The 19,361-nt window shown below is 67.4% G+C and carries 20 protein-coding genes; 6 read left to right on the top strand and 14 right to left on the bottom strand.

Going from position 1 to position 19,361, the window contains the following annotated elements; translation table 11 throughout:
* Positions 1-206: 206 nt before the first annotated feature.
* The 3 genes from AC27LF_RS29625 to AC27LF_RS29635 all read right to left on the bottom strand — a co-directional run bounded on the left by AC27LF_RS29625 (position 207) and on the right by AC27LF_RS29635 (position 3,229).
* The gene (locus AC27LF_RS29625; protein ID WP_479664297.1) at positions 207-371 is read right to left on the bottom strand and encodes a hypothetical protein; all 165 of its coding nucleotides are present in this window, start codon (positions 369-371) and stop codon (positions 207-209) included.
* Positions 372-552: 181 nt separating this feature from the next.
* Positions 553-2,025, bottom strand: a complete 1,473-nt coding sequence (locus AC27LF_RS29630) for a glycoside hydrolase family 32 protein (protein ID WP_479664296.1) — start codon at positions 2,023-2,025, stop codon at positions 553-555.
* The gene (locus AC27LF_RS29635; RefSeq protein WP_479664295.1) at positions 2,018-3,229 is read right to left on the bottom strand and encodes a glycoside hydrolase family 172 protein; all 1,212 of its coding nucleotides are present in this window, start codon (positions 3,227-3,229) and stop codon (positions 2,018-2,020) included. The genes AC27LF_RS29630 and AC27LF_RS29635 overlap by 8 nt, the downstream gene beginning before the upstream one ends.
* A gap of 82 nt (positions 3,230-3,311) precedes the next feature.
* Between AC27LF_RS29635 and AC27LF_RS29640 the strand changes: the two genes are divergently transcribed.
* Positions 3,312-3,851 (top strand): hypothetical protein, encoded by a 540-nt coding sequence (locus tag AC27LF_RS29640; protein ID WP_479664294.1) that lies wholly within the window; start codon positions 3,312-3,314, stop codon positions 3,849-3,851.
* A 420-nt stretch (positions 3,852-4,271) separates the two neighbouring features.
* Here the strand turns inward: AC27LF_RS29640 and AC27LF_RS29645 are convergent, their stop codons facing one another.
* The 3 genes from AC27LF_RS29645 to AC27LF_RS29655 form a co-directional block, all read right to left on the bottom strand.
* Entirely contained in the window at positions 4,272-5,678 is a 1,407-nt protein-coding gene (locus tag AC27LF_RS29645) for an amidase (protein WP_479664293.1), read from the bottom strand.
* 83 nt (positions 5,679-5,761) lie between these two features.
* On the bottom strand, positions 5,762-6,349 hold the full coding sequence (locus AC27LF_RS29650; protein ID WP_479664292.1) for a TetR/AcrR family transcriptional regulator: 588 nt from the start codon (positions 6,347-6,349) through the stop codon (positions 5,762-5,764).
* A gap of 142 nt (positions 6,350-6,491) precedes the next feature.
* Positions 6,492-6,926 (bottom strand): MerR family transcriptional regulator, encoded by a 435-nt coding sequence (locus AC27LF_RS29655; protein ID WP_479664305.1) that lies wholly within the window; start codon positions 6,924-6,926, stop codon positions 6,492-6,494.
* Between the two features lie 28 nt (positions 6,927-6,954).
* Between AC27LF_RS29655 and AC27LF_RS29660 the strand changes: the two genes are divergently transcribed.
* On the top strand, positions 6,955-7,725 hold the full coding sequence (locus AC27LF_RS29660; protein ID WP_479664291.1) for a methyltransferase domain-containing protein: 771 nt from the start codon (positions 6,955-6,957) through the stop codon (positions 7,723-7,725).
* 250 nt (positions 7,726-7,975) lie between these two features.
* Here the strand turns inward: AC27LF_RS29660 and AC27LF_RS29665 are convergent, their stop codons facing one another.
* The 8 genes from AC27LF_RS29665 to AC27LF_RS29700 all read right to left on the bottom strand — a co-directional run bounded on the left by AC27LF_RS29665 (position 7,976) and on the right by AC27LF_RS29700 (position 14,794).
* A complete protein-coding gene (locus AC27LF_RS29665; RefSeq protein ID WP_479664290.1) occupies positions 7,976-8,797 on the bottom strand; it encodes an inositol monophosphatase family protein in 822 nt (273 codons plus the stop codon).
* Between the two features lie 411 nt (positions 8,798-9,208).
* A complete protein-coding gene (locus AC27LF_RS29670; RefSeq protein WP_479664289.1) occupies positions 9,209-10,387 on the bottom strand; it encodes an alpha-D-ribose 1-methylphosphonate 5-triphosphate diphosphatase in 1,179 nt (392 codons plus the stop codon).
* Positions 10,384-11,061 carry an ATP-binding cassette domain-containing protein gene (locus AC27LF_RS29675; protein WP_479664288.1) on the bottom strand — a complete coding sequence of 226 codons (678 nt, stop codon included), beginning with the start codon at positions 11,059-11,061 and terminating at the stop codon, positions 10,384-10,386. The genes AC27LF_RS29670 and AC27LF_RS29675 overlap by 4 nt, the downstream gene beginning before the upstream one ends.
* Positions 11,058-11,876 (bottom strand): ATP-binding cassette domain-containing protein, encoded by an 819-nt coding sequence (locus AC27LF_RS29680; protein WP_479664287.1) that lies wholly within the window; start codon positions 11,874-11,876, stop codon positions 11,058-11,060. Before AC27LF_RS29680 ends, AC27LF_RS29675 begins: the two co-directional genes overlap by 4 nt.
* Complete coding sequence (locus tag AC27LF_RS29685; RefSeq protein ID WP_479664304.1) at positions 11,873-12,739, bottom strand: alpha-D-ribose 1-methylphosphonate 5-phosphate C-P-lyase PhnJ; 867 nt, start codon at positions 12,737-12,739, stop codon at positions 11,873-11,875. The genes AC27LF_RS29680 and AC27LF_RS29685 overlap by 4 nt, the downstream gene beginning before the upstream one ends.
* Before the next feature lie 5 nt (positions 12,740-12,744).
* Positions 12,745-13,824: a carbon-phosphorus lyase complex subunit PhnI gene (locus tag AC27LF_RS29690; RefSeq protein WP_479664286.1), complete on the bottom strand. Its 1,080-nt coding sequence runs from the start codon at positions 13,822-13,824 to the stop codon at positions 12,745-12,747.
* Entirely contained in the window at positions 13,821-14,372 is a 552-nt protein-coding gene (gene phnH, locus AC27LF_RS29695; protein WP_479664285.1) for a phosphonate C-P lyase system protein PhnH, read from the bottom strand. Before phnH ends, AC27LF_RS29690 begins: the two co-directional genes overlap by 4 nt.
* The gene (locus tag AC27LF_RS29700) at positions 14,369-14,794 is read right to left on the bottom strand and encodes a phosphonate C-P lyase system protein PhnG (RefSeq protein ID WP_479664284.1); all 426 of its coding nucleotides are present in this window, start codon (positions 14,792-14,794) and stop codon (positions 14,369-14,371) included. Before AC27LF_RS29700 ends, phnH begins: the two co-directional genes overlap by 4 nt.
* 423 nt (positions 14,795-15,217) lie before the next feature.
* Here AC27LF_RS29700 and AC27LF_RS29705 point away from each other — a divergent pair, with 423 nt between their 5' ends.
* From AC27LF_RS29705 to AC27LF_RS29720, 4 genes are read left to right on the top strand one after another with little or no spacing between them, the layout of a single operon-like run.
* Positions 15,218-16,048: a carbohydrate ABC transporter permease gene (locus tag AC27LF_RS29705; RefSeq protein ID WP_479664283.1), complete on the top strand. Its 831-nt coding sequence runs from the start codon at positions 15,218-15,220 to the stop codon at positions 16,046-16,048.
* The gene (locus AC27LF_RS29710; protein WP_479664282.1) at positions 16,045-16,881 is read left to right on the top strand and encodes a carbohydrate ABC transporter permease; all 837 of its coding nucleotides are present in this window, start codon (positions 16,045-16,047) and stop codon (positions 16,879-16,881) included. The genes AC27LF_RS29705 and AC27LF_RS29710 overlap by 4 nt, the downstream gene beginning before the upstream one ends.
* Before the next feature lie 49 nt (positions 16,882-16,930).
* Complete coding sequence (locus AC27LF_RS29715) at positions 16,931-18,244, top strand: ABC transporter substrate-binding protein (protein ID WP_479664281.1); 1,314 nt, start codon at positions 16,931-16,933, stop codon at positions 18,242-18,244.
* Positions 18,241-19,353 (top strand): ABC transporter ATP-binding protein, encoded by a 1,113-nt coding sequence (locus tag AC27LF_RS29720; protein WP_479664280.1) that lies wholly within the window; start codon positions 18,241-18,243, stop codon positions 19,351-19,353. Before AC27LF_RS29715 ends, AC27LF_RS29720 begins: the two co-directional genes overlap by 4 nt.
* Positions 19,354-19,361 lie beyond the last annotated feature (8 nt).

Below are 19,361 nucleotides of genomic sequence, written 5' to 3' on the forward strand. Positions count from 1 at the left end.
GGAATGTCTCTCCAGGGTCACGGTCTCGGACAGTCACCAAGGCTGCCCGCGAGGACCCTGTCAGCGCGTCGTGCGCGTGCCGTCTCTCCTGCCTACTGAGATCGCACGAGAACGCAAGGCGTCGTACTGCCTGAAGAGGAGGCGCTACGCCGCAACGTCGGCCGCCGGAAGCACACGCTCGGCTTCTCCCCGCGCCCCACATCACTTCAGCGAGCGACGTAGAGGGCGCGGCCGGACGGCGCGATGGCCAGGCCGTCGGGCAGCGCGCCGGTAGGCAGGGCGGCGATGCGACTGGGACCGCCACCCACCACGGGCAGTTCCCGGACGCCGGCCCGGTCGGCGTCGGCAGACGCGGTGGTGCGCTTTTTCATCGGTGATCTTTCTGTGCTGTGACGGGGCACCTCAGCCGTGGCCGATGACGATGGCCTGTTCCTCAAGCACAAGCGAAGGGGTTTCCCGGTCCCCCGCTCATCAGGTGCGCACGGGCGGAGGCGGACCCCGCGCGAGACGCCCCGCCGAAGTCGCATGCGTGTCGGCGGGGCGGTGCCGGTGTCAGGAGTCGCCGCGTCGGCCCATGTGTTGTTCGGGCGGTGTCAGGTCCCATGCAGCGACCGTGTAGAAGGCGGAGCCACCGCCCGTGGTACCCATCTGCACGCGCCATGGACCGGCACCGACGGGGTAGAAGCGTACGGTGAGGGCGCGGCCGGACTCGGTGAAGATCTCCGCGACCGAGTGGTCCAGCAGGATCCGCAGGGCCGCGTGGGGCCCCTCCGGTGGGAGGCGCCAACTGCCGCCCTTGGCGCGCGGGTCGAGGGAGGCGTGCGCGCGGTCGACGACCAGTTCGCCGGTGACGAGGTGGTGGACGACGTCGAGGTACTCGGTCCCGTCCGGTGAGGTGAGCAGCCTCAGGCGGCCACCGCGCTCCAAGGTCACGGTCAGGTCGGTGGCGCGGGGCACCTCGCCGAGGTCCACCGGCTCCTCGGCGCTCACCTTGCCCGATGAGGCGATCCGGCGCCCACCGCGCAGGGCGAGCAGTTCGCGAGCCGGCCGCTGGATCAGTTCGCCGTCCGGGCCGGGCGTCAGCTCGCGGGGCAGGGAGAGCATGCCCGCCCAGCCCGCCTCGTCGGTCCAGGCGCTCGGAGCGCCGACGCGTTCCTCGTCCCTGGCCTCCCAGATCCAGGCCCACATCAGCCGGCGCCCGTCGGGCGCATGGAGCAGGGCGGGGGCGTAGAAGTCGGGTCCGTGGTCGAGGAGGCGGGGTGTCGCCGCGGCTTTGAACTCGCCGTCCTGTTCGCGGCCCGGCCAGTGGATCGCGCAGCTTGCCCCCGCCTGCGGGTCCCAGGCGCTGGCGAGGACCGTGCCGGTGCCGTCGGGGAAGGCGACGTACTGGGCGCACTCCCAGCCTTCCTCGGTGTTACGGCCATCGCGCAGGGGATGCGGCGAACGGGCCAGGAAGACGCCCTCGTACGACCAGTCGTCGAGGTCGGCGGAGGTGTACTGCAGGGCTGCTCCGCGCCCGTCGGCCAGGGCCGCGCCGACGAGCATGCGCCAGCGGTCGCCGTCCTGCCATACGTACGGGTCGCGGAACATCGTCGTGCCCTCGGCCGGCTTCGGGATCAGGAGGCTGCCGCGTTTGGTGAAGGTCGTACCGCCGTCGACCGACACCGCCGACGTCACCGGCTGGTACCAACGGTCGTCCCGTTTGGCGGAGTAGAAGGCGATGAGACGGCCGTGGTGGGAGACAGCGTTGCCCGACCACACCCCGCCCTCGTCCTCCCCGCCGGGGGTGGGGGCGAGGGCCACCGGCAGCAGCTCCCAGTGGATCAGGTCCGGGCTGCGGTAGTGGCCCCAGTGCATGTCGGCGTGGCGGGCGCTGTGCGGGTTGTACTGGAAGTAGACGTGGTAGTGGCCGTCGTGGAAGACCAGGCCGTTGGGGTCGTTGATCCAGTGTGCCGGCGGGCGGAGGTGGACCGCCGGGAAGTGTGTGTCGAGGGCCGCCGCCGCCCGGGTCCGGGTGTCAGTCATCGGCGCGCTCGTCGTCACGGCGGCGCACGGCCGCGGCCTGCTCGATGTTCGCCTCCGACTCCCGCAAAGAGCGCTCGCCCCGCTGCCGGGTGCGCTCGGCGAGGTTGTTCATGTGCCGCTCGAATCGGGCCCGGTACCTCTCACGCATGACGGCGATCTCCTCGGCGACCGTGCCCGCACGGGAGGCCGGGACCGGCATCGGCCGGTCGGCCGGGCGCACGGGAATCCGCTGCTCCAGCGGGAGGATCGTCGCCTTCGGGGAGGGCAGGGTCTGGTACCAGTACGCCGTCGACGCCCAGTCGTCGGAGAGATGGTTGCCGTGACCGTGCTCGATCGAGACCTTGATGCGCTCCTCGAAGCGGACCGGGTCGGCCACGTGGAAGCGGTAGTTGACCGAGTAGCCGGGGACGTCGGCCTCGTGGAGGATCGCGCCGTGGTAGAGGTAGGCGTTCTTCTGCATCCCCCAGGCGTGGTTGAAGTAGTCCTCGGTGCCGGTGCCGTGCAGGGAGGGCGGCCAGCTGGTGGAGCCGTCGGGCAGGAAGTCGTCGTCGATCCAGATCATGTCGTTGCCCTCGCCCCACCAGCTGCCCTGCCGGTGGTGGACGGAGAGGTTGCAGCCGACATAGTGACCGCGGCCCTCGGTGTCGAGGATGACGTAGTTGTCCTCGCCGGTCACATCCACGATGTTGACCTCGGGGCTGTTGGTCTGGATGTCGGGGGCCCAGCCGTTGCAGGGGTTGCTGCGATTCCAGCGGGCGTGGAAGTAGAGGGTGTCCGCGGGGAGCCGGTCCGGAAGCAGCTCGTAGTCGATGTAGAAGTACTGCTGGATCGGCAGGTCGTTCTCGTTGACCAGCTCGATGCGGGCGCGTTTGTCGAACGGCATCGGCGCCCAGCAGTTCAAGGCGGCGCTGCCGCCGAAGATCAGGGACTCCTCCGGCTTGGCGGAGACGGTGAACAGGGCCGACTGGTAGCTGTTGGGCATGCAGTGGCCGATGCCGAAGAAGTCGCCGAGCGGGACGAGGACGGCGGGCTCCTCCTCGTCGTCCCAGGTGATGCGGATGAGGACCTTGCGGTAGTAGTCGGGGTCCGGCTCCTCCCAGTTGACGCCGAGCGCGTTGTGGATCTCCATCACGGGAGCCACGGTGTCGGCTTCGAGGGGGTCGATGAGGCCGGGGCCGAGGGTACGGCGGCAGAACTGGGTCATCCAGATGTGGGTGATACGGCCGGGGCCTTCGAGGTCCGCCAGCACCCGACTGGAGTGCGCGGGGGTCGTCCAGTAATCCTGGTTGCGGCCCCGCGCTTGGGCGGGCTACTCGGTCTTCGCGGAGAACGCTGAGGGCATCCTCATCTCGGGCAACACAATCCTGTGGGCCTGCAACATCACCCTCGTCAACTCCAACCGCTGCAACATCTCCGCGAACAAACTGCTGAGCAATTTCCCCAGCATGATCGCCCTGACGAACGGCAGCTCGGAGAACCTGATCTCCGGCAACCACTTCCGCCGGGTGTACGGCGACGGCACGAGCACCCGCTTCGACGACCTCTACGGCCTGGTCCACATCAACGGCGACCACAACGCGGTCACCGCCAACCAGTTCTCGTTCTCCGTACCGGCCTCAAACATCAGCCCCTCCGGAGCCAACCCGACGATCATCCTCGTCGCCGGCGGAGAGAGTAACTACCTGGCGTCCAACGACATCAGCGCCAACCTCGACGTCCAGGTCACCCTCGACTCCTCGTCCACCAAGACGAAGATCCTCTACAGCGCCGAAGAATCCCAGCTACAGGCGTACACCGACAACTACGCCCTCGTAGCCACGCCCTGAACGGACCGGCGGCGCGGGCACTGGCCGCCGAGGTGAGCGGGCCGCCGCCCGCGCGCGTCCGGGCGGGACTGCGCGCACTGGTCGAGGCGGGATCGTCGACGAGCCGCCCGCAGGGTCGGCCCCGGCGTCCCGCCCATCCGCGGGGCGACACCGAGCCGGACGGCCACGGCCAGGGTCCGTACCAACGGGTCCTGAATCGGTCCAGCCGACGCCCGTACTGCTCGCGAAGAGCCAGCCACTGCGGTGGACGGCGACCGGTGGACCACGGTCCGCCGCGGTGGCCACCATCCGGTTTGCCACTCACTTGCTGCGACCGTACCCGTCGGCCGGCCGGACCGATGTCAGCAGGCGCATCGCGTGCGCCGCACGCCGCCCCACACCTTGGACCGGGGGCAAGGCCCGTGTGGCTGTGCCGGCCTGTCAGATGTCGGGGTGGTGGTCGCGGACGGGGCTGACCGATTCCAGCAGCGAGGCGAGGTGAAGGATGGTGGACTCGGCGTGCCAGTTGGCTGCGAGCTGGACTCCGATGGGCATGCCGTCGCTGCTGGTTCCGAAGCGCATGGACAGGGCCGGCAGGCCGGTCAGGTTGAAGGGGATGGTGGCGGTCTGGATGTGGGCGGCGTCCACGGTCTGGCCATTGATGGTGAACTGGGTGAGTCCGTGTTCGTGGGCGGGGATGGGCACGACCGGGAGCAGGAGGGCGTCGTACTGCTGGAAGTACTCGGTGAATGCGTCCCGGAGACGTTCGACGGCCTGTTCGGCCAGGACGTAGTCGCGGATGGACGTGTCGGGGCCGGCGAGCATGGACTTGGAAATCTTGAGCATCTGGTCTTCGTGGCCGGTGGTCGCCTCCTTGAAGCCGGGCTTGACCTCCATGACGTGCTGTCGGTAGAAGAGTTCGAGGGCGTTGTCCCGTTCGAGTGCCGGGATGCTGACCCTTTCGACCTTGGCGCCGGTGCTCTGCAAGGCTTCGGCGGCCTTCTGCACGGTCGCGGCGACTTCCGAGTCGATCGGGCCGAGTCCGGAGTCGACCAGCCAGCCGATGCGGACAGGACGATCGGGTGACGTGCCCAGGCCTGTGTCGAACTCGCGGGGAATCATGGCGAAACCGTCGGCGCCGTCGGGGCCGGCCATCAGCGAATAGGCCAGCGCGATGTCACGGATGGTTCGGGCCATCGGTCCGATGTGCCAGTCACGGCGTGGAACTCGGGGCCAGACTCCGGTCATCGGGATGCGCCCGTGCGTCGCCTTGAGGGCGGCGATGCCGGTGTGGGCGGCCGGTCCGCGTACGGAGATCGCAAGGTCGCTGCCGAGCCCGAAGGGCGACATGCCGGCTGCGACCGCTGCCGACTCCCCACCGCTGGAGCCACCGGGTGTCCGGTCGAGGTTCCAGGGGTTGTTCGTCCTGCCGGTGAGGAGGTTGTCGCTCTCGGTCGAGTAGGAGAACTCCGGCAGATTGGTCTTGGCCAGCAGGATCCCACCAGCCTTCTTGATGCGCGCCACGCTGGTGGCGTCCGTGTCCGGAACGCGGCCCTTGAAGATCGGCGAGCCGCGCTGTGTCAGCACCCCGGCGGTGTCGAACGAGTCCTTGACCGTGAACGGGACACCATGCAGAGGCCCGATCTCGCCGCCCGCCGAGAGCGCTTCGTCCGCCGCTTTCGCGGCGTCGAGGACGCCGTCGACCAGCGTGACGATGGCGTTGAGCTTCGGGTCGACGTCCTGGATGCGGTCAAGGTGTGCCTGCACCACCTCGACGGATGACACCTTCCCGGTACGGATCAGTTCAGCGAGCTGTGTCGCATCGGAGTAGATAAGGTCGGCAGTCATGATCTTCCTTTGATTAGACTGGTCTACTAATACGCGTCGGAGCGCTGCCCGATTTCCGATTCGTCGCGGGCAGCGTGGGCTTGTCAGACGTGGAGGAGTTGGCGGGTGACCGTCATGGCGCCGTCGAGATAGTCCGGGCTGCGGTGGATCTTCGCCATCACACTTGCCCCCAGCCATGTGTCATAGAGAGCCTCGGCCGTCGCACGGGGGTCCGCGTCTACGGACACGGACCCGTCCGCGATGCCAGCAGTGATCATTTTCTCCACTCGGTCGACGATGGCCGTGGTGCCCGCTTTCATCACCATCCTCATCGCCTCCGAGAGGTCGGAAACCTCCGCACCGAGCTTGACGACCAGGCATCCGCCCTGGCAGTCGTCGACGGCTTGCGTGTCGTAGAAGTTCTGCCAGTACCGCATGAGGTGTTCCGCAGAGCTCTTGTCCCTGTCGGCGACGATCCGATCCATGACAGCGAGGTAGTCGTCGAAGTAGCTCTTCATCATCGCCTCACCGAAGGCGTCCTTGGAGCTGAAGTAGTGGTAGAAGGATCCCTTCGGCACACCGGCTCCGCCCAGGACTTCGTTGATGCCGACCGCGGCGTAGCCCTTGACGGCAACGATCCGCCGCGCGGTGTCCAGGAGGCTCTGACGTGTGTCCATCTTGGTGGCTGGCATGCATTGAACGTAGCATCGAATTAGACCAGTCGTCTAGTGCTCCCGCGGGACTCGCTGTCTGACCTGCGGGTTTCACCGGGCGGCTGGAGTGCAGCGCGCCGACCAGATGTATTGCCCTGTGAGGTTGGTGCTACGGCCTCGATCACTGGCTCTCCGACGGACTTCGGGAGCCGGACCGCTCAGCGATGAGCCGCCGGTAGTTCGGGCACTGGGTGACGTCCTCGTGCTCGCAGTTCAGACCGCCCTCAACGAGCTCCAATGAGGCCTGGGCCGCTGCGATTCTCGCCCGGAGCTCTTCGGCCGCGGGACGCAGGATCTCGTGCCGGGTGGCGCGGTCGACGGTTGCAGACAGGCTCCTGATGGTGTTCAGGCCAAGGCCGGCCTCCTTCAAGAGGAGGATCGTCGCCACGCGGGTGAGGTCGTCCACACCGTAGCGGCGGCGCCCTCCGGCGTCCCGTCCGGGGTGCAGCAGGCCCATCGCCTCCCAATGTCGCAGCACATGCGTGGCCAGACCGAACCGTGCCGCGAGGGCGCCGATGCTCAACGTGCCGGCGCCGCCGTCTTCGCTTGACTTCATGCCGACATTAAGTCGCAGCATGACGTCCATGTCCAAGAATCAGGAAGCGGTCGAAGAGCACCGCGACACCGAAGCCCTACTGGCTGTCCTCGACGCCGCGGACGAGATGCCGAGTGCCACCCGGCTGCGGGCCCGATCCTACGAACTGCTGTCTCTCATCCCGGGCTCGACCGTCGTGGACGTCGGCTGCGGCGCCGGTCGAGCCGTCGCCGAGCTGGCCGAACGTGGGGTCCACGCGGTGGGCGTGGACCCCAGCCCGTGGATGCTGGCCGCTGCCCGGCAGCGGTGGCCGCAGAACGAGTTCCGGGAGGCGGGGGCGGAGGATCTGCCGTTCGCCGACGCAAGCGTGCGCGGCTACCGTGCCGACAAGGTCTTCCACGTACGTCAGGAGCCAGGGCGCGCGGTGGCGGAGGCACGACGGGTCCTCCGCCCAGGCGGCAGGATCGTCCTGGTCGGTCAGGACTGGGACGCCATCATGATCGACTCGGATGATGCGGCGCTCACCCGCACGATCGTGCACGCCCGCGCCGACCTCCTGGGCACGCCCCGCGCCGGCCGCCAGTACCGCAGCCTGCTCCTGGCCGGCGGCTTCGACGATGTCACGGTCGAGGTGCACACCAGCGTGTTCACCGACCCCGCGATGCTGTCGCTGCTCGCCAGGCTCGCCGAGCAGGCCTGCGCCAGCGGCGCCGTCGGCCGTGATGATGCGGACGAGTGGCTCGCCGAACAGCGCCGACGGGCCGAGGCCGGCCGCTTCCTCGTCGCCATCCCCTTTTTCGTGGCCTCCGCCTCCGCCTAAGTGCTGTCCGGCCTCCTGCATCCGAAGCCGTTCGAGAACTTCGTGGAACCAACGTCCTGAGACATCACAGCTGGGCCGCCGCCCCACGCCTGCGCGAGCGGGATGGACGCCTGGTAGCCAGTCCTTCAGCCTGGCCGCGCCGCCGGTGGCCGAAGTGAACGTCCGTCAGCCGCGGTCGGTGTGCGCCGTCGGCCTGCTGAGCTGGGGTGTACGCCGCTCGGCGCGGTCACCGGCCGCTGGGTCGTCGCTGTCATGTTCCGCGGATGGTCTCGGCCAGTTCTTCCGCGAGTTGCGGGGTGGCCGCGACGATGCCTGACCAGCGGCGAGTGAGGTCGGGGTCGATTTCCAGGGGGCGGCCGTGCGTGTCGATGACGGTGCCGCCGGCCGCGGGGACGGTCACCATGGCGGCGGCCAGGTCGACGATGCGGTGGGTGTCGGAGCCGGCGTCGGCGAACGCGTCCGTCGATCCTTCGGCCACCAGCATCGCTTCGAGACAACTCGTGGACAGGATGCGGATCGTGGCGGCCCGTGTCGCCACCCGCCACCATGCGTCGGCGATGTGCGGTTGCGGCCGCAGCAGACTCACCGCCGCACCGTCCAGTTCCGTGCGGCCGCTGGTGCGGTACGGCGTCGGCTGCCCTGCCACCGTGTGCCAGCAGCGGCCGGTGTCCAGCCAGCAGGTCAGTGCTTCTGTCGGCGTGCCGTCCACCGCGATGACACCGGCGAAGGCGGACAGCGGGACGCCGGAGGCGGCGTTCGCCGTGCCGTCCACCGGGTCGGTGACGAGCGTGACGGCGGAGCCGTTGTCGATGCTGCCCAGTTCCTCGCTGAGCAGATTGATCCGGTGGGCGTCCACGACGTCGGCGATCGCGGTGTCCACCAGGATGTCCAGCCGCATAGTCGGGGTGCCGTCCGCGCCCACCTGGACTTTCTCAGCCAGTTGGGCCCGGTCGTAGGTTTCGCGCGCACGACGGAAGGCGTCCACCGCGGCCCGTGTCGCGGCGGCCAGTACGGGGTGGACGCCGGAGGGCAGGCGTGGCTCGGGCACCGGCCAGGGGATCCGGTCCTTCATGCCGCGCCACCCCCCGGGGTCGCGCGCAGGACGGCCACGGACCAGGGGCGGCCGTAGGCCGGCGTCAGGCTGGCTCGCAGGACCGCCTTCAAGGGGACATGGTCCCGGGAACCGGCGACAGACGCGATCGGTCCTGCCGCGGTGCGGAGCCGTCCGGAACGGCAGTCCCGCGGGTTCGGGAACGGCACGCACCGTGGCGATGGCGTGCCCCTGTCCACCTGACTTCCTGGGGTGTCTGGTGGGGGAGTGGGGCGTTGTTGTTCGATTCGGTCAGTCATCGATACTCCCTTTCATGTCTGTGCGCCAGGTGAGCGGGGCAAGAGCGCCCGTTGGACGATGTGTTGTTCCGTCAGAGCCGCGTCGAGCTACAGTTCCCCTCCGCCGAGGAGCGTGCCAGCGCTCGTTTGGGAATCAGTTGTGCGATGTTGGCCGAGTTGTCAACGCCTCGGATCGTGTCGTGGGAGAGGCCGCCGGCGAGCCGAACGCATACAGGGGCTTGCCGTTGCGCCACATGGTGTGAACGACCGGGTACCTGTCATGTCTGGCGACTGCGATGAGATCGGCACGTCGACCAGGTGTGATGGCTCCTCGGTCAGTCAGGTGTGCGAGGTCAGCCGGTGCCGTGGTGGCCAGCTTGACCGCATCGTTCCACGAGCAGACGCCGGCGTCTTCGAGCGCATAGATCGCAGCGAGCAGAGACGGGGGGTGATAGTCGGAGACAAGAGCGGTCAGTGCCCCCGAAGCCGCGACGGCGCGGGCGGACAGCCGTCCTACGCGTGATGCGCCACGAACGGCATTGGGCGCGCCCATGACGATGGCGTGGTCTCCGGCGCTTGCCGCGTCGGCCGCCTCCGCGGTCGTCGGGAACTCGATGATGTCGACTCCGAGGTGGGCGGCCGTGGTGACGGCCGCGCTGGTGGGATCGTCGTGCGAGGCAAGGACCAGGCCGCTGTCCTGGGCGAGAGCGCAGACGTAGCGGCGGACCTCGTCCACGATGCCCGCGGGCGGGGGTTCCGCCGTGTCGTGGTCCGGGTGCGTCTGACCCCAGATCGAGTGTCGAATGTCGTCGAGGACTACCGGACGGTTGGTAGCCGCATGGTTGTCCATGTACGACACGAGTTTTGTTCTGGGGTTGCCCAACGCTGTTCGGACGAGGTCGAGGTCGGCCTGCCACAGTTCGACCCTGCCGTGGATGTAGTGGTCGACGCGCAAGCGCGCGTGCCAGTGCCCCAGGGCGTTGACAAGGTCGAGGGCGTTGTTACTGGTGCGGCCTTTGGACGCGTCCTCCTCGAAGGAAGCGCAGACGAAATTGGTCGTGATGCCGTTGGCGGCGGCCTCGGCGTCCACGGCGAGGAGGGCGGCGGGAAGACCGACTTCTGCGCCTGGTCGAGGGTACCGATGACGCTCAAGACAGTCCGAGTGCAGGTCTATCAGTCCGGGGAGCAGGTCGACGTCGCCGAGGTCGACCTGCTCGGCGCCGGGCATCGGCGCGGGGGTCACGCCGATGATGCCCCCATCCTCGATGCTCACCCAGTGGTCATGCAGTTCTTGTTCGGGAGTTGCGATACGACGGGCTCGGAGGCTGATCATGTGGTGAGGACCTTTCCGTCTCGAAGTTCGACGACACGGTCAACCAGCGGGCCGAGGGCGTCGCTGTCATGGACGACGGCGAGCATGGTGACTCCCGCATCCTTGTAGTGGCGTAGCACGGCCCGTATGGCGGAGCGCCGTGTGCGGTCGAGGGATGCTGTGATCTCGTCCAGGAGGAGGAGGTGCCCCGGGGCGGCCAGGCCCATGGCGATATTGACCAATTGCTTTTGTCCACCTGAGAAGGTTGCCGGTGGCTGATCGACAAGCTCCGCCGGCAGACCGACACGCCGGAGCAGATCGCGTGCGCCCTCGTGTGTGATGCCGCGGCTTGCGACCAGGTCGACGGCGGGGACGCGTGGAATGACGTCGAGGAATTGAGTCACGCTGCTCATGACGCTGCGTCGGGCCGAGAGGACGGCCTGGTCGTCGGCGCCGGCAAGGTCGAGTTCATGGCCCGGGGTGCGGAGCGTGATCGTTCCGTCGGTGGGGTGGTAGGTGCGCCATACACATCGCAGCAACGATGTCTTGCCTGATCCGCTGGCTCCGGTGAGTGCCGTGCAGGTGCCCTGTTCGAGGTCGAGGTCGACACCGCGCAGGACCGGGATGGTGGTGGCGTCTTGGCGTAGATGGCTGTGAAAGCTCTTGCTCAGCCCGCGAATGCTCAGGGTGTTCATATTTGGGAACTCACCAGCAGTTGGGTGTAGGGGTGTTGAGGGTCTTGGAGTATTTGGTCGGTCATCCCGGCTTCGACGACTCGCCCGGCCGACATCACCAAGGTGCGCTGAGCCAGGATGCGGACGGTGGCGAGGTCGTGCGAGACGATGACCATCGTCGTTCCCTTGTCGCTGGCCAGGCGCCGGATGAGGTCGAGAACGCGCGCTTGGACGGACACGTCGAGTCCGTTGGTGGGCTCGTCGAGCAAGATCAACTGTGGTGAGCCGGCGAAGGCCCGGGCGAGCTGGACGCGCTGCCGCATCCCGCCGCTGTAGGTGCGGACGGGTTCGGACATGCGATCGCTGGGGATCTCGGTCTCCTCCAGCCGTGCCGTGGCTTCGGCGCGGATCTGTTCGAAGTGCCGCCATCCTCGTGCCAGCAGGGGTTCGGCCACGTTGCCGAGAGCGGAGACTCCAGGATGCAGGATGTCGCTCGAAGCCTGTTCGACGACGCCGATGTCGGTGATCCGCGTTCGGCGGCGAGCGCGGCCCGTGAGGTCACTGACTCGGTGTCCGCGCAGGTCGACCGTTCCGGTGGTCGGCCTGGTCGCCAGCGCCAGTGCCCGCAGCAGCGTCGATTTGCCGGACCCGGATTCGCCGACGATGCCGACGACCTCGCCGTGGTCCGCGGTGAAGGTGATGTCGCGGCATCCGGTGAGGCTCCCGCAGTACGAGCACAAGGGCTCGCTCGGTTCGGAACGCACGTCGCGGCAGTTCTCGCAACCCGCCCCGTAACGGACGGTGAGATGGCTGACGTGAAGGTGCGGGGACGTCATGCGTGCACCTGCCGGCGGTCGCAGGCGTCGACGTCGGAGCAGACCAGCACGTCGGCGGCGTCGATGTGCTGTGTGACCCGGTACGAGGAAGTGCTGCCACACCGGGCGCAGGGCTGAGCGAAGCTCTCGATGACGAACGGGCGGTCCTCGAAACTCAACGGGACAGCCTTGGTATAGGGCGGGATGGCGAAGATATAGCCTTCCCGGCCCATGCCGAACAAGGAGATGAACTCGGCGTTGTTGAGCCGAGGGAGGTCCCAGCGGGGGCTGGCGACGGTGACCGTGTAACCGCCGTTGACCTCGACCGGATGACTGAGGCTGGAGCGGGCCTGGCCTTCTTGCAGCGTCTGCTCGAAGAGTCCCAGCCAGACCTGGTCGTAGTCGCCCTCCGCGTGCATGCGTCGGCGTTCGCCCGGGCTGGTGACGATCGAGTTCGACGTCATGGAGCGCAGGGGGTCACCGTACGGCAGCTGGAACACGAGAACGTGCCCCTCTTCGAGACTCGTCTCCGGTATCCGGTGGCGGCTTTGAATGAGTGTTGCCTTGCCGGCGTCCGTCGTGGTGTCCACACCGCAGGTGCGGGCTATGAGGTCGCGCAGCCCGATCGCGTTCACGGTGTCGTCGTCGCCCTCGTCGATGACCTTCACCGTGTCGCTTCGCGTGATGGCGGCCAATGTCACCTGAAGTCCGCCGCTGCCCCACCCCCGGGCAACCGGCATGTGTCGCGATGCGAACGGCACCAAGTGTCCTGGTATGCAGATGGACTTGAGGATCGCCTGACGGATGACGTGCTTGGAAGGCTCGTCGAGGTAGCCGAACCGGTAGCCGGCCTCCGCCGGAGGCTGTTGGTCGAGCAGTCGCATCGTGTTCACGCTTCTTGATCCTCCGCGGACTCGTAGGCGGACGCGTCCGGGTCGAGTTTGGACTGGAACTGCACATGATGTGGCAGTTTGAAGTGCTCGATGTGGCCACACGCTGCCGCACCGTCGAGCAGGGGGGCGAGCAGTTCCGGGTCTCCCAGCATGCCCAGACCGACGTCGTCCGCGGCACCGTCCCGGCTGCATGTCGCATCGAGCAGAGCGGCGCTTATCGCACGACGCTCCAGATGCCCGATGGTCGTTCCGGCGCCGAGATAGAACCGGGCGGCGGGAGAGTCCTTCTGGCCCGGGGGACAACGGTGCTCGACGACGAACTCGGCTGTACAGACAGGGACTTCACCCAGCGTGATCTGAACACCGAGGTCCGGATGGACGACCTGGACCGGTGTGTACCCTGCGCGCAGCTCTCCGACGATCGGTTCGCGCTGGCTGCCGAAGGTTCGCGCGGCCGCATAGGCAATCGTCGTCAGCGCGCCGGTGTCCCCTTGGGCGAGCGTGGCAAGCAGGGCGCTGTGCGGCGCCGAGTGTGCCCCTGAGCCATGCTTGAGGATGCCGCTGGCCTCAAGGTCCGCCACCGCGCGGGGAAACCGAAGCAGTTTCTGTGCGCACGGGCCATCCGTCGCTTCGGAGCCCGGTTCATCGCTCACTGCTTGCTCCGGCTCGGGCACGCCGGCGGTCTGCTCGGGCGTGTCGTCGGTCTGAAGCAGTCGCGGCGCGTGATCCGGCGACGCACCGAGGTACTGTCCGTGCTCCGGATTACGAAATGCCGGTGTCAGTCGCCGTACGACCCGTACGTCCTCCTCGCTGAGCGTCGGGGTGACCAGACGGGGCAGGACGGCGGCCCAGCCTCGCAGCAGGCCCACCGCCCGGCCGACATCGCCTTGCGCCTGGCTCAGCGCGCGCTCGACCAGGGCCGGCGCGAAGAGTCCTGCTTCGCCCTGTATCTGGTCGAACAACAGGGGCAGTTGCGCGGCCAGTTCGCCCGGCACTCCAGGCGCTCGGCGTTTCGCCGCCAGTCTTTGTACGGCGCTGATCGCGGCGGCGTCCTCTTTGTAGGTCGAGTAACTCATCGATCCACCTGCTGGACGGACGTGGTGCGCGGCAGCCCGGTGACCCATCCGTCACCGGCCAGGAGGAGGTCGATGCCCGTGGGTTTCTCCCGGCAGGCCGTGTTACGGGCCATGACGTCGTCGAGGGCGAGAGGAAGGCGGACTTCCAGGTCTCCGTCCACGCCGGGACCGGTCAGGTGGAGGTGCGCCGCATCGGGCAGCCCCGCCACGAGATAGATGACTGTCGCCCCCTGTTCCGGGTATTCCTCGGTGCCTCGCGGGATCCGGCTCAGCACCCCGTGAGAAGTGCTGCCGTTCACGACGAGGACACGTGCTTCCTCGGGTGCGGCGCCCGTCGTCGTTCCGTCTGCGGCGACCGTGGTGACGGGTGTCTCGTCGTCGTACAGCGCGCGCAGGATCTGTCGGCCGGTGCGACTGAGGTGGGTGCGGGACGCGTGGGTGCGGGACGCGTCCTCGACGGGAATTCGGCGTCCTGGATAGGACAGGGCGACCATCGTGGCCCGGAAGTGGTCGTGTCCCTCCATGACCTCTTGTGTCGCGTACGTCATTCCGACTCCGTTCGGGTCAGCAGGACAAGGTCGGCCTCTTGCTGCCGGGCCAGTTGCTCGGCAGCAAGAGCTTCAGCGGCCAGCGTGTCGGCCATCTCGCCGCCCACGCCGTCGAGTACCGCTGCGGCGAGAGAGGCGAGCCGGTCCCATCCGAGTACGAGGCCCCATCCGGTGCGGCCGTCGATCGTGACCGTGCAACGTGTCACGACGGCGGCACCGAGGTCGGAGTCACCGACCGCGGTATGCAGCGTCAGGGGAGCGGCGTAGGGCTCGGGGTACTCCACGATCACGACATCCGTGGCCGCGAGTGTTCTGTCGGCCAGGTCGATGAGGGCTGAGCGTGCGGTCCGCGCGGCGGCGGCCAACCCCGCCAGGCGCTCGGCCCTGTCCAGGGGGGTCTTCGTTATGGCGGCTTTGCTCACGGCTCGACCGTAGTACACGGTTAGCCGTCTAGACGTCTCGTTCACTAGCTGTTCTGGAAAGAGTCATCGGAGGGTCGCCCCCTGCGTCCGCTGGGTGCGGCAAGGTCCTGGTGAGTCCACCGCACCCCATGGACCGCTCGTTTCAGACGAAGGAGGAAACGCCGTGACGGACGCGAGGCACCCGGCACCTGGTGGCGCACACCCGGCGGCCACAGCCGGCGGCGACCACTGCGACGCCGAGGGGACGGCACGGCCGGCTGCCGTAGGGACGGGTCAGTGACCGCCGCCCCGGCATCGGATCAGCGCACGATGACCAAGCGTTCTCCGGCCACAGGCGCCGGACCTGAGGACTCGGTTCGACGCGGGTCGCTGCGGCGAAGGGTCGTCAGCGCTTGCGCACCCTACGTTCTGCTCTCCCCTGCGATGCTCCTGCTCACGCTGTTCGTGTTGCTGCCCGTAGGCGTCGTGAGCGTGTTGTCCTTGTTCCACTACGACCTGTTGGCGCAGTCGCATGGTTACGTGGGCCTGGGCAATGTGCGAACGGCCCTTCGCGGAGGACAGTTGCTGCCCGCCCTCTGGCACACAGTCCTGTACTGGCTCATCACGGCACCGATCATTGTGTGCGTCGGTCTCCTGGTCGCCGTCGCCGTGAACTCACTCGGAACGGGGGCTGGGCTCTGGCGAACGGCGTACTTCATGCCCGCCGCGTCGACCCTCGCCGCGATGTCTGTGATCTGGACGTGGATGTTCTATCCGAACAGCGGCGTCATCGACTCCATGCTCGGGCGCGCCATCGGTGTGACCGGTTGGCTGGGTTCGACGACCTGGGCGCTGCCGGCGGTGGCCGTCGTCGGTGCATGGCACGGCATCGGATCATCGATGATCATGTTCCTGGCGGGCCTGAACAACGTCAATCCCGATCTGGTGGAGGCCGCGCGGCTGGACAGAGCCGGTGCGTGGCAGCGTTTCTGGCACGTCAGTTTCCCCGCGCTCGGTCCCTCTCTGGTGTTCGCGGCTGCGGTGGCGACCCGCAACGCCCTGAGTGTCTTCGACCAGATCCAGGTCATGACGGCGGGTGGTCCCGTACGCGCCAGCACCACACTGTCGGTCCTGATGTGGCAACAAGCAATCACCTTCGGAAACCTGGGCGTCGGGTCGGTGATCAGTGTGCTTCTGCTGGTGTTGGTACTGGCTGCCACGTTTGCACAGCTGCGTGGCTTCGGCCGGCGGTGGGAAAGGGCAGGCACGCGATGACCGCTCCCCGCCGCACGACCGGCGCCGCACGCCTGGCCGCCACTCATGGAGTACTGGCAGCAGGAGCTGTTGTCACGCTCTTCCCGTTCTACGTCATGGTCCGCTCCGCCTTCACACCCGAGCCCTACATCGTCGACGGCAGTCTCGGCCTGTCCCACCTCACCCTGGACAACTTCGTCGCCGCCTGGCGGGCCGCACCGTGGGGCCGGTATTACCTCGACAGCATTCTCGTCACCGGCCTGATATTCCTCTGCCAGTTGATCACTGCTGTGCCCGCCGGATACGCACTGGCGCGGATGCGATTCCGCGGCAGATCCGTGCTGTTCTGGGGCGTACTCGTCTGCTTCATCGTCCCGCCCCAAGTCGTCGCGATCCCGAACTATGTGATGCTGGCGCGCGTCGGGCTGAACGACTCGATCGCCGGCCTGGTTCTTCCCTATGCCTGCACCGGCTTCGGCATCTATCTGATGCGCCAGTTCATCCTCTCGATCCCGCAGAGCCTGTTCGACGCGGCACGGCTGGACCACGTCGGTCCGATCGCGATGGTGTGGCGGGTGGTTCTCCCCAACGTCAAGCCGGCCATCCTCGCCCTGGCCGTCTTCAGTGTGATCTACAACTGGAATGACCTGTTCTGGCCCTCGGTGATCCTGCGTACGAACGCCCACGGCACCGTGCCATACGGCATCTCACTCTTCGCGTCCCAGGAGTCCGGCTCCAACTACGGCGCTCAGACGGCGGCCGCCACCCTCGCGGTCATTCCGCTGCTCCTTGGCTTCCTGGCCTGTCAAAGGCACTTCGTTCGTGGGCTGGCCCTCGCCCGCGGACTCGACTGACCCGGCTTGTCCCACCCATTCCGGTACCCCTGAAAGTGAGCATCGACCTATGTCTGCCGACAGTTCTCTCTCCCGCCGCACACTGCTCGCCGGCGCCGGTGCCCTCGGCCTCGGCGGACTTCTCGCCGCGTGCAGCGGCAACTCCGACGGCACATCCTCCGCATCCGGTTCAGGACGCGACACACTGGACCTCGTCATGATCGACAGTGCCGTCTACTCCTTCATGCCCGCCCTGCTGTCGAGCTTCTACGGCCCCGGCTCGGCCACCACCGTCAAGGTTGTCCAGACGCCAGGCACCTTCGACTCCGTCGATCAGCGGGTACAGTCCGACCTGGCTGCCGGCGTGCACGACTCGATCGCCATGATCGGCGGCTACAACCTCAACAAGTATGTTTCGGCTCAGCGGGCCGTCGCCCTCGATGGCCTGGTCGCGTCCAGCGGCTTCGACCAGACGGAGATGGTGCCCGCCCTCATGGACCTGTGCAAGGTCGACGGCAGGCTCTACGCGATGCCCTACTCCATCTCGACGCTCATTCTGTTCTACAACGCCGACGCGTTCACCAAGGCCGGTCTCGATCCGGACAAGCCCCCGACCACCTTCTCCGAGGTCCGCCAGTACGCCGAACAACTGGTCGCATCGAAGGCGACCACATACGGAGCCACCTTCAGCAACGACCAGAGCGGCAACTTCTGCTTCCAGAACTTCCTGTACTCCAACGGTGGCGCGATGGCCTCTGCCGACGGGCGGACACCTGCCTTCAACGATGACGCGGGTGTCGAGGTACTGCAGTTCTGGGCGAAACTCTTCAAGGACGGCCTCGGTCAGACCATGACCTACCAGCAGGAAGCGGACGCCTTCGGCCGAGGCGACCTCGGCATGATGTACACGAGCTCGGCGAAGATCGCTGGAATAGCCAAGGCGTCGACATTCGACGTCCGCACCGCGGTCATGCCCATCCCCGACGGCGGTACTCGTCGATGTGTCGCGGGACTCGCCAGCCTGGTCCTGCTCGACCAGGACGCACGGCGACAGAAGTCAGCGTTCGACGTCATCTCGAAGCTGGTGAGCCCGGCCGCGATCACTACACTCGTCAAGGCCAGCGGACTGTCCTCGGTCAATCGGGTGGCCACCGACAGAAAAAAGTACCTGAAGGGGTTCTTCACCAACCCGCTCTACCGGCCGGGGAACCAGCAACTCGCGAACGTCGTCAATCAATTCGCTTTTCCCGGGTCCCAGTCCAGCCAGATCACCGACGAGCTGCAACAGGAGATCATCCTGGCGCTGCGCGGCTCCAAGAGTCCCGCCCAGGCACTGGGTGACGCCGCCAGGCAGGCATCTCTCCTGCTGGAGGAGTCCAAGTGACCGAAGTACACACGCCGCCGTCGTCAGGGTCCGAAACATCACCCCCGCGTTCCAGCGGCCCACACCTCGGCCATGCGGTCCGATGCGTCGAACTGGCCAAGTCCTTCGACAAAGGGAGCAGCTACGCACTGGACCGGGTCGACGTCTCCATTCCAGCGGGGCAGATCACCGTGCTGCTCGGCCCGTCCGGGTGCGGCAAGACCACCTTGCTCCGCTGCATCACCGGTCTGGAGACCCCCACCGCCGGAAAGATCGAATTGGATGGCCACGACGTCACCGCGCTCGCAGCTGAAGAACGCGGAATCGCGATGGTCTTCCAGAACTACGCCCTGTACCCGAACAAGACCGCGCGCGCCAACATCGAGTTTCCCCTCCGCATGACGCGCGTGCCCAAACGGGACCGCCTGACGGCGATCAGCGAGACAGCCGGGCTCCTCAAACTCGACGGGCTGCTCGATCGCCGTCCGGCTCAATTGTCCGGCGGGCAACGTCAACGTGTCGGCATCGCTCGTGCTCTGGTCCGCGACCCTGCCGTACTCGTCATGGACGAACCCTTCTCCAACCTCGATGCCGAATTGCGTGCAGGAATGCGCACCGACCTGATGGCGTTGCAGCGTCGGCTCGGCATGACGGTCGTCTTCGTCACTCACGACCAGATAGAGGCTCTGTCCCTCGCCGACCACCTCGTCGTCATGAACGCCGGACGCGTCGAGCAGGCAGACTCACCGGACGTCGTCTACGGTGAGCCGGCGACCACCTTCACGGCCACTTTCCTCGGGGGCATGAACCTCTTTCCAGTCGGCCTGCTCCCTCGACATGACTACCGTGGCGCTCACAGCGTCGGTGTCCGGCCGGAGGACCTTCGACTCGGGCCGGGTACCGCGGACGATTTCACGCTGGCCGGCTCGGTGACCGCCAGCGAACTGCACGGACGGGATCGTCTCCTGCACGTCGCGACCGACGCCGGCGCAACCCGGGTACGTGTACCAGCCACAGCCCGGCCGTCCGGACCCCTTATGGTCCACACTCAACCGGCACACCTGCACTACTTCGATGCCGGCGGACAGCGCATGACCACCACCTCGGTCCGGCACCGCGATCACGCCTAGGAGCCACA

The organism is Streptomyces diversicolor, assembly GCF_057537855.1.

Excerpts from the sequence above, each read along its gene's own strand:
- AC27LF_RS29625 (WP_479664297.1), bottom strand. The coding sequence starts at position 371 with ATGAAAAAGCGCACCACCGCGTCTGCCGACGCCGACCGGGCCGGCGTC.
- AC27LF_RS29630 (WP_479664296.1), bottom strand. The coding sequence starts at position 2,025 with ATGACTGACACCCGGACCCGGGCGGCGGCGGCCCTCGACACACACTTC.
- AC27LF_RS29635 (WP_479664295.1), bottom strand. The coding sequence starts at position 3,229 with ATGACCCAGTTCTGCCGCCGTACCCTCGGCCCCGGCCTCATCGACCCC.
- AC27LF_RS29645 (WP_479664293.1), bottom strand. The coding sequence starts at position 5,678 with ATGACTGCCGACCTTATCTACTCCGATGCGACACAGCTCGCTGAACTG.
- AC27LF_RS29650 (WP_479664292.1), bottom strand. The coding sequence starts at position 6,349 with ATGCCAGCCACCAAGATGGACACACGTCAGAGCCTCCTGGACACCGCG.
- AC27LF_RS29655 (WP_479664305.1), bottom strand. The coding sequence starts at position 6,926 with ATGAAGTCAAGCGAAGACGGCGGCGCCGGCACGTTGAGCATCGGCGCC.
- AC27LF_RS29660 (WP_479664291.1), top strand. The coding sequence starts at position 6,955 with ATGTCCAAGAATCAGGAAGCGGTCGAAGAGCACCGCGACACCGAAGCC.
- AC27LF_RS29665 (WP_479664290.1), bottom strand. The coding sequence starts at position 8,797 with ATGAAGGACCGGATCCCCTGGCCGGTGCCCGAGCCACGCCTGCCCTCC.
- AC27LF_RS29670 (WP_479664289.1), bottom strand. The coding sequence starts at position 10,387 with ATGATCAGCCTCCGAGCCCGTCGTATCGCAACTCCCGAACAAGAACTG.
- AC27LF_RS29675 (WP_479664288.1), bottom strand. The coding sequence starts at position 11,061 with ATGAACACCCTGAGCATTCGCGGGCTGAGCAAGAGCTTTCACAGCCAT.
- AC27LF_RS29680 (WP_479664287.1), bottom strand. The coding sequence starts at position 11,876 with ATGACGTCCCCGCACCTTCACGTCAGCCATCTCACCGTCCGTTACGGG.
- AC27LF_RS29685 (WP_479664304.1), bottom strand. The coding sequence starts at position 12,739 with ATGCGACTGCTCGACCAACAGCCTCCGGCGGAGGCCGGCTACCGGTTC.
- AC27LF_RS29690 (WP_479664286.1), bottom strand. The coding sequence starts at position 13,824 with ATGAGTTACTCGACCTACAAAGAGGACGCCGCCGCGATCAGCGCCGTA.
- phnH (WP_479664285.1), bottom strand. The coding sequence starts at position 14,372 with ATGACGTACGCGACACAAGAGGTCATGGAGGGACACGACCACTTCCGG.
- AC27LF_RS29705 (WP_479664283.1), top strand. The coding sequence starts at position 15,218 with ATGCTCCTGCTCACGCTGTTCGTGTTGCTGCCCGTAGGCGTCGTGAGC.
- AC27LF_RS29710 (WP_479664282.1), top strand. The coding sequence starts at position 16,045 with ATGACCGCTCCCCGCCGCACGACCGGCGCCGCACGCCTGGCCGCCACT.
- AC27LF_RS29715 (WP_479664281.1), top strand. The coding sequence starts at position 16,931 with ATGTCTGCCGACAGTTCTCTCTCCCGCCGCACACTGCTCGCCGGCGCC.